Genomic DNA, 7,450 nt, shown 5'->3' on the forward strand with positions numbered 1-7,450 from the left:
ATTCGTCATTGCCGCGCAGGCGGCAATCCAGTGGCGCGTACGCGCCTTTTATATCTGTGCTACTCAGGCGCAGCAGGGCGTGTTAATTTCACAGAAAAAAGTGCCCTTGATCGACGCGCCCACCCTGAAGGCACTAAGGTGCCACTGGATTCTCGCCTACGCGAGAATGACGAGGCGAGAGCAAGGGGGAATGACAGCACACTTTGCGAATTTTCCGGCAAAGTGTCGGCACGACAAGGTCGCCTATGAGCTGCATGGCATCAAAAAATCAGCTTGACATGATATCATACGGAGATGATAATTGACTCAATCTAAGAAGTGGAAAGTGTCTTTCCACGACGAATTTGATCCCGAATTCGATGCTTTCTCACAAGATGTTCAAGATGAATTGCTTGCCGCTGCTGCCGCCGTGCGAGAGCTAGGGCCAGCCGCTGATCGGCCCCACGTTGGAACCTTAGACAACCCCAGGCACCCCAATATGAAAGAGCTTCGTTTCAAGGCAAACAACGGCGCGGAAATTTGGCGGGCAGCCTTTGCCTTCGATCCTGATCGTGAAGCGATCATCTTGGTGGCAGCCGATAAGCAGGGCATCGATGAAGACAAGTTCTACAAAGACCTATTAAAAAAAGCCAACAAACGTTTCGATCAGCACCTGACGGACATAAAAGCTGCCAAGACTGTCAAGCCTACGAAGGCCAAAAGCGCCAAAGGAAAGAAATAGAAGAATAGCCATGGGCAGAAACCTAGACGACATCATCAAAAACCTGACAACTGATCGCCAGGCGAAAATTGCAGCTCTTTCCCAGACAAAAGTTGAAGAGATGATCGCGCACGCCGGCACGCTTACCGACTTCCGCAAAGCTGTGGGAAAAACCCAGGCCGAGGTGGCGAAAGAGCTGGGCATCAAACAGAACGCAGTTTCGCAACTCGAAAAGCGCTCTGACACCTACGTCTCCACGCTGCGCCGATTCTTGAAATCGCTTGGGATGACGCTCGAACTGTCGGTGGTAGATAGAAACGGCACCCGTATCGACCTTCCGAATTTTCTCCCGTGGCAAGAGGCCAATTCGGCTGCCAATGATTCCGAAGCGTTCGCCGTTGTTGCCAAAGCGCCTACCCGGAAGCTCGCAGCAAAGGCAGTTTCTGTCCGCAAGGTCAGTGCCAAGGGCGCCCTTGCCAAGAGGGTAGTTGTCTCCGCCAAGGCTGCATCAGGCGCAACCAAGAAGCAAGCTACCGTCTCGCCCAAGCATGCTGGTGGCTTGCAGAAAAAATGATGTTAAAGGGGCGCGGCCAACACGTGCAGCTTCATCGCTGGCGTTGGCCGCCCTTCCTGCCTTCCCATGAAAAGCGGGTCCGGCGATCTTAATCTGCAGGAAAAGACTACGGCACTGGAAGAGACCAAACCGGCAGCATACGGCAAGTCACCTTACTGCTTGAATTCCCAATGCTTCCAATTCGCCAGCACCGCATTCGGGTATTCGGGTTTCCCGCGGCTACCGTTATACCGGCCCAAAGCCAAATACAGGTCACCCTTTTCCATATTCAGATACATGCGCAGAATAGCGCAGCCGTAGCGCAGATTGGTTTGCATGTCGAACAGCTTTTTGGCGTCACCGTCGCCGATCACGCGCGACCAAAACGGCATCACCTGCATATACCCACGCGCACCAACTACCGAAGTAGCGTATTTACGAAAGGCCGACTCGACCTGCATGAGCCCCATCACCAAGGCCGGATCGAGCCCGGCGCGGCGCGATTCATACCAAATCACGCTCAGTAATTCGATGCGGGTTTGGTAGTCCGGCAGGCGCCGCTTGAGGCGCGTCGACATTTCAGCGAGCCAGTTGAGGTAACGAATCCGCTCGTCAAAATCTTTGAATACCGGCTGGGGCGGACGCGGATCGGAAATGGCCTTGGCCAGCGCCAATCGCACCGAATCGGCCATCGCTTCTTCGATCTGATTCCCCGCCTGTGCACTGCCGGCCAGCAGCAGCGCACAGACAGCCAGCAATTGCTTAAGCAGCCGCAAGCTTGGCCTGCACAAACGTCAACATGTCGGCCACGGCGACGTTGGTCGCGGCAGCGTCACGCCGACCGATGTACTCGAGATTACCGTCTTTGAGACCGCGCTCACCGATGACGATACGATGCGGTACACCGATCAATTCCCAATCAGCGAACATGGCACCAGGACGCTCACCACGGTCATCGAGAATAACATCGACACCGGCGGCCAACAAACCGGTGTACAGGGTTTCAGCAGCTTCCTTGACCGCCTCGCTGCGATCCATGCCCAAGGGGCACAGCACCACTTCGAACGGGGCGATGGCAGTCGGCCAAATAATGCCTTTGGCATCGTAATTCTGTTCGATCGCAGCACCCAGAATACGCGTCACACCGATGCCGTAACAACCCATTTGCAGCAATTGCGGCTTGCCGTTTTCATCGAGGAAGCTGGCTTTCATGTCTTGTGAATAACGTGTACCGAGTTGAAACACATGGCCGACTTCGATACCGCGCTGTATCGCCAGCACCCCCAAGCCATCGGGCGAAGGATCACCGGCGACGACATTGCGAATATCAGCGACCAATGCTTCCGGCAAATCACGCCCCCAGTTGACACCGGTAAAATGGAAATCGGCTTGATTGGCACCGCACACGAAATCAGCCATATTCGCCACCGTACGGTCGGCTACTACCTGCACCGGTTTGACGGTATGGATAGGACCGAGGTAGCCCGGTGGCGTACCGAACCATTCGATGATTTCGGCTTCGGTAGAGAAACGATAATTGGCCAAGCCGGGAATTTTATTGGCTTTGACTTCATTGAGTTCATGGTCACCGCGCAGCAGCAGCAGCCACACTTGTTTCTTGGCTTCGTCGAAGTCTTCCGACTCCACCGTCAACACGATCGATTTCACCGTAGTTTCCAGCGGAATGGCCAGCAGCTCAGCGACTTGTTCGCACTTCGCCTTACCCGGCGTCGCCACTTGCTGCAACTGCGCTTGCGCAGCCGGACGCACGGCAGCTAAGGCGATCGCTTCGGCCGCTTCCATATTGGCAGCGTAATCGGAGCTAGGGCAATACACCAAAGCGTCTTCGCCGGTTTCAGCGATGACGTGAAATTCATGCGAACCGGAACCGCCGATGGCACCGTTATCGGCCGCCACCGCCCGGAATTGCAAGCCGAAGCGTTGGAAGATGCGGGTATAGGCGTCAAACATTAATTGATACGACTGCTTCATGGCGGCCACATCGCGATCGAAAGAATACGCATCCTTCATGGTGAACTCGCGTCCACGCATGAGACCGAAGCGCGGCCGACGTTCATCGCGGAACTTGGTTTGGATATGGTAAAAGTTCACCGGCAGTTGGCGATACGAGCGTATATCGGAACGCACGACGTCGGTAATCGCTTCTTCTGAGGTAGGCTGAATGATGTAATCGCGGCCATGGCGATCTTTGACGCGCATCAGTTCCGGCCCCATTTTGTCCCAGCGGCCGGTTTCTTGCCATAATTCGGCCGGCTGCACCACCGGCATGAGCATCTCAATCGCACCGGCGCGGTTCATTTCTTCGCGCACAATGTTTTCTACTTTTCGTATCACTCGCAAGCCCATCGGCATGTAATTGTAAATGCCGGAACCGAGCCGCTTGATCATCCCAGCGCGCATCATCAGTTGGTGGCTGACGACTTCGGCATCGGCAGGGGCTTCTTTAAGTGTAGAAATAAAAAATCGGGTAGCTCGCATGACAGTGATTCTTTTTAAATGGAAGGTTATAATCAACCCAATTTTAAAGGATTAGCTGGCGAATGCGCCCACTCTTTGCATATTTGATCAAGAAAACCCATTTTGTTCGCCCGACTGGCTGCTACCCGCTGAAAATCGGGCCGCCTTTTTGAGGTATGGCTGGTCAATTGCAAGAAGAAAGCATTCAGCCACAGAAAGTTTGTGAGGTTGCACATGCTAGATCGTGAAGGCTTTCGCCCTAACGTAGGCATAATTTTGCTTAACGCTAACAATCAAGTCTGGTGGGGAAAGCGCGTGCGCGAGCATTCGTGGCAATTTCCACAAGGCGGGATTAAATACGGCGAGTCTCCTGAACAGGCTATGTTTCGCGAGTTGGAAGAAGAAACCGGCCTGTTGCCTGAGCATGTCAAAATTATCGGCCGCACCCGTGATTGGCTCCGTTATGAGGTGCCCGATCATTTTATCAAACGTGAAATTCGTGGGCATTACCGCGGGCAAAAACAAATTTGGTTTTTATTGCGTATGACCGGTCGCGATTGCGACGTCAACCTGCGTGCCAGTAATCATCCCGAGTTCGATGCTTGGCGCTGGCATGAGTACTGGGTGCCACTTGATGTCGTCATTGAATTCAAGCGCGGCGTGTACCAACTCGCCTTACAGGAATTGTCACGCTACATACACCGGAATGATACCGTCCCCGGTCTGCGCACGCGCGTAATCCGCCCGAACAACCAAGCGGCAAGCGATGTCAGCCTGCCCCCTACCATTGACCCGGAAGAAGAGAAATAATGAAACTGTTTTCCCTCCCCTCGGCCAGCGCGACCGGTCTGCTGTGTGCCGGTTTACTGCTCGGTTTGGGCGCGCTGCTGCCGGCGCAAGCGAGTGACACTGAAGACGAAACCAGCAAGGAATGGCAAGAAGCGCCGCTGCAGTTGCCGGCCACGCCGAAACCAGACAATCTGATCGAGTTCTATCGCAGCGCCAGCCAACTGTTTGCCATCGATGGCAGCTCCATCAGCATCGCCGCCGATAACAGCATCCGTTACACCTTAGTCGCCACCAGTGGCACTGGCGTGAAAAATATCAGCTATGAAGCGATCCGCTGCGACAGCTATATCCGCAAGCTCTACGCCTTCGGTCGACCCGACGGCAGCTGGTCGCCATCGCGGCGCAATGAATGGGATCGCATTTCGACCAACGGCACCAACTTGCCACAGCACGTGCTATATACCGACTTCTTCTGCGAGGGGAACACCATCGCCGGCAAAGTACCGCTGCTGCTGCGTCGCTTTGAAGCGGCACGCTTGCGGCGCTAAGTAATTCTTAGCGTACTTACAGCAAAACCAAATTATCGCGGTGGATCAGCTCCGGCTCTTCGACAAAACCGAGAATCGCCGCGATCTCGCCCGAGGGCTTGCGCATGATGCGGCGCGCATCGGTGCTGGAATAATTCGACAAGCCACGCGCTACCGGGCGCTCGTTTTTATCCAGACAGGTCACTACCGCGCCGCGGCTGAATTGGCCGCGCACTTCCGCCACCCCGACCGGCAGCAGTGATTTCCCTTCTTCGCTGAGTTTTTGCACGGCACCGTCATCAAGCACCAACTGGCCGGTGGTTTGCAAATGATCGGCCATCCATTGTTTACGCGCCGCCCGCGGTGCCATTTGTGATAGCAATTGGGTGCCGATCGCTTCGCCACTTGCCAATCGGACCAGCGCATTATCTTCACGGCCCCAGGCAATCACGGTGTGCGCACCGGAACTGGCGGCGCGCTTGGCAGCTAAAATTTTGGTCAACATACCACCACTGCCGAAGCTGGTACCGGCCCCACCGGCCATCGCTTCAAGCGCGACATCGCCGGCGCGCGCTTCGTGGATGAATTCGGCATCGGCATGACGGCGCGGATCGGCCGTATATAAGCCGCGCTGATCGGTCAGAATGATGAGGGCATCGGCTTCGAGTAAATTGGCTACCAAGGCCCCGAGCGTATCGTTATCACCGAATTTGATTTCATCGGTCACCACGGTATCATTTTCATTAATGATAGGAACGATGCCGAAACCTAGCAAGGTTCGCAAGGTCGCGCGTGCGTTGAGATAGCGTTCGCGGTCGGCCAAGTCGGCGTGTGTCAGCAGAATTTGCGCGGTACCGATTTGATGGGCTCGAAAACTGCTCTCGTAAATCTGTGCCAGCCCCATCTGACCAACGGCGGCACAGGCTTGCAATTCATGAATCGCGCTCGGGCGCTGCTCAAAACCCAAGCGCTGCCGGCCCTCAGCAATGGCACCGGAACTGACCAAGACCACTTCTTTTCCCATCACCCGCAAAGTGGCGATTTGCGCCGCCCATTTGGCAATGGCCGCCTGATCAAGCCCGCGGCCATCATTGGTGACCAGAGAAGAACCGACTTTGATAACCAGTCGCTTGGCTTGCTGGATGACAGAATGCATGAGAAGACGCCCACTTTACGAAGAAGAAATGAGCTTAAAATTATACTTTATCTTGGCGTTGCGTAAATATTCTGAATTAAATTTAGATTTTCTGGGATTTCATCAAAAATCTGACTAGGGTTTGAAACCCCGGCCTTCAGAGGCTGTCGCAAAAGGGTTTTCAGTCGGCATCATTACCCCGACTGGTGGCCACGTCATTCCTGCGCGCTGTTGGCAGGAACCTAGCGGCGTTCGTGGTTAACTACGAATGCCAAAATCATGGCATTTGCGGCGCTGAAAACGACACTGGGTTCCCGCCAAAAGCATGCGGGAATGACGAGGCTGTGGCATGCGGGAATGGCGAGGCTGCGGCATGCGGGAATGGCGCGGTGTGCGGTGTTTCAGGTATAAAAAAGTGTCCTCCAAGCTTTTACGACATTCTTAAATTTCCGCAAAAAAAAGCAGTGGCACCCAATTGGATACCACTGCTGTATCAGCCCAAGGGACGCCCCCGCCCCGGCTTAATCGACCGTCACCTGGAACAGCACCGTACCGCTGTCACCAGGTTTGACTTCACCTTGATATTCAAAACGGATGCTGCCCGTGGCGCCAACAGTCTGCGTAGCTGCACAATCAAGCAAGGCCGCCGGTGCCGGATTGGCTGGCGTTTGCTTGCGGCAGTTACTCAGGCTGGCAGGCGTGGTACCCGCCAACGCACTGACAAAGCTGGTGTAACTGGGCGTGCTGTCGGCGATACTCAAGCTCTTGATCGGCGAACTGCCCTGATTCGTGTAACTGATGCGGTATTCGAGCACATCACCGGACTTGGCTTGATTACTCACGCCGAAAGCACCGTTAGCAGTCACATTGCGCACTTCTTTTTTCAATTCCAGCGCGCTGCTCGACACCGTCGTGATATCGCGTACCTGATAGGTCGCCACCATGCTCGCGCTGGTATTGTCATACAAGAAGCGCGCCAACACCTCAGCAGTATGTTGATGACCATTGAGTGCTGAAGCGGCGATGAATTTTTTCACCACGATACAGATATTGTCACCAGCCTTGGTACTGAGCGGCGTCCCAGCAGGAAACAATACGCTCGCCGATGGCTGCACCTGACCGCTGCAAGTCGGGTCGGCATACACTTGCAGCGGCCACAGGCTGCTCTCCGACGGAATCCCGTCGCTGGTGACCAAGAAACTCAGCTTACCGCTGGTCTGCGCTTTGAAAATATGCGGATAGCTTACCGTCGTTCCCGGCAAGCCAGT

8 protein-coding genes and 1 pseudogene are annotated in these 7,450 nt (G+C 54.8%); 5 read left to right on the top strand and 4 right to left on the bottom strand.

Annotation, left to right across the window (positions count from 1 at the left end):
• The 3 genes from QN359_RS18950 to QN359_RS18960 all read left to right on the top strand — a co-directional run.
• The coding region (locus tag QN359_RS18950; RefSeq protein WP_323493383.1) for a hypothetical protein at positions 1–277 on the top strand (277 nt) is incomplete at its 5' end.
• A gap of 24 nt (positions 278–301) precedes the next feature.
• Positions 302–721, top strand: coding sequence for a type II toxin-antitoxin system RelE/ParE family toxin (locus QN359_RS18955; RefSeq protein WP_322250779.1), 420 nt, complete (start codon positions 302–304; stop codon positions 719–721).
• A 10-nt stretch (positions 722–731) separates the two neighbouring features.
• Complete coding sequence (locus QN359_RS18960; protein ID WP_322250778.1) at positions 732–1,274, top strand: XRE family transcriptional regulator; 543 nt, start codon at positions 732–734, stop codon at positions 1,272–1,274.
• 152 nt (positions 1,275–1,426) lie between these two features.
• Here QN359_RS18960 and QN359_RS18965 read toward each other — a convergent pair whose 3' ends face one another.
• Together QN359_RS18965 and QN359_RS18970 are read right to left on the bottom strand one after the other, a co-directional pair.
• On the bottom strand, positions 1,427–2,029 hold the full coding sequence (locus QN359_RS18965; protein WP_322250777.1) for a lytic transglycosylase domain-containing protein: 603 nt from the start codon (positions 2,027–2,029) through the stop codon (positions 1,427–1,429).
• Positions 2,016–3,752, bottom strand: coding sequence for a proline--tRNA ligase (locus tag QN359_RS18970; protein ID WP_322250776.1), 1,737 nt, complete (start codon positions 3,750–3,752; stop codon positions 2,016–2,018). Before QN359_RS18970 ends, QN359_RS18965 begins: the two co-directional genes overlap by 14 nt.
• Before the next feature lie 213 nt (positions 3,753–3,965).
• On the opposite strand from QN359_RS18970, the gene QN359_RS18975 reads away from it, so the two are divergent.
• Positions 3,966–4,541, top strand: coding sequence for an RNA pyrophosphohydrolase (locus QN359_RS18975; RefSeq protein WP_322250775.1), 576 nt, complete (start codon positions 3,966–3,968; stop codon positions 4,539–4,541).
• The gene (locus QN359_RS18980; RefSeq protein ID WP_322250774.1) at positions 4,541–5,068 is read left to right on the top strand and encodes a CNP1-like family protein; all 528 of its coding nucleotides are present in this window, start codon (positions 4,541–4,543) and stop codon (positions 5,066–5,068) included. Before QN359_RS18975 ends, QN359_RS18980 begins: the two co-directional genes overlap by 1 nt.
• 16 nt (positions 5,069–5,084) lie before the next feature.
• Here the strand turns inward: QN359_RS18980 and proB are convergent, their stop codons facing one another.
• On the bottom strand, positions 5,085–6,203 hold the full coding sequence (gene proB, locus QN359_RS18985) for a glutamate 5-kinase (protein ID WP_322250773.1): 1,119 nt from the start codon (positions 6,201–6,203) through the stop codon (positions 5,085–5,087).
• Positions 6,204–6,703: 500 nt separating this feature from the next.
• Positions 6,704–7,450: pseudogene (locus tag QN359_RS18990) on the bottom strand (hypothetical protein); the annotation flags it as partial.

The sequence above is a fragment of the Undibacterium sp. 5I2 genome, from assembly GCF_035019605.1.
Lineage (GTDB): Bacteria > Pseudomonadota > Gammaproteobacteria > Burkholderiales > Burkholderiaceae_D > Undibacterium.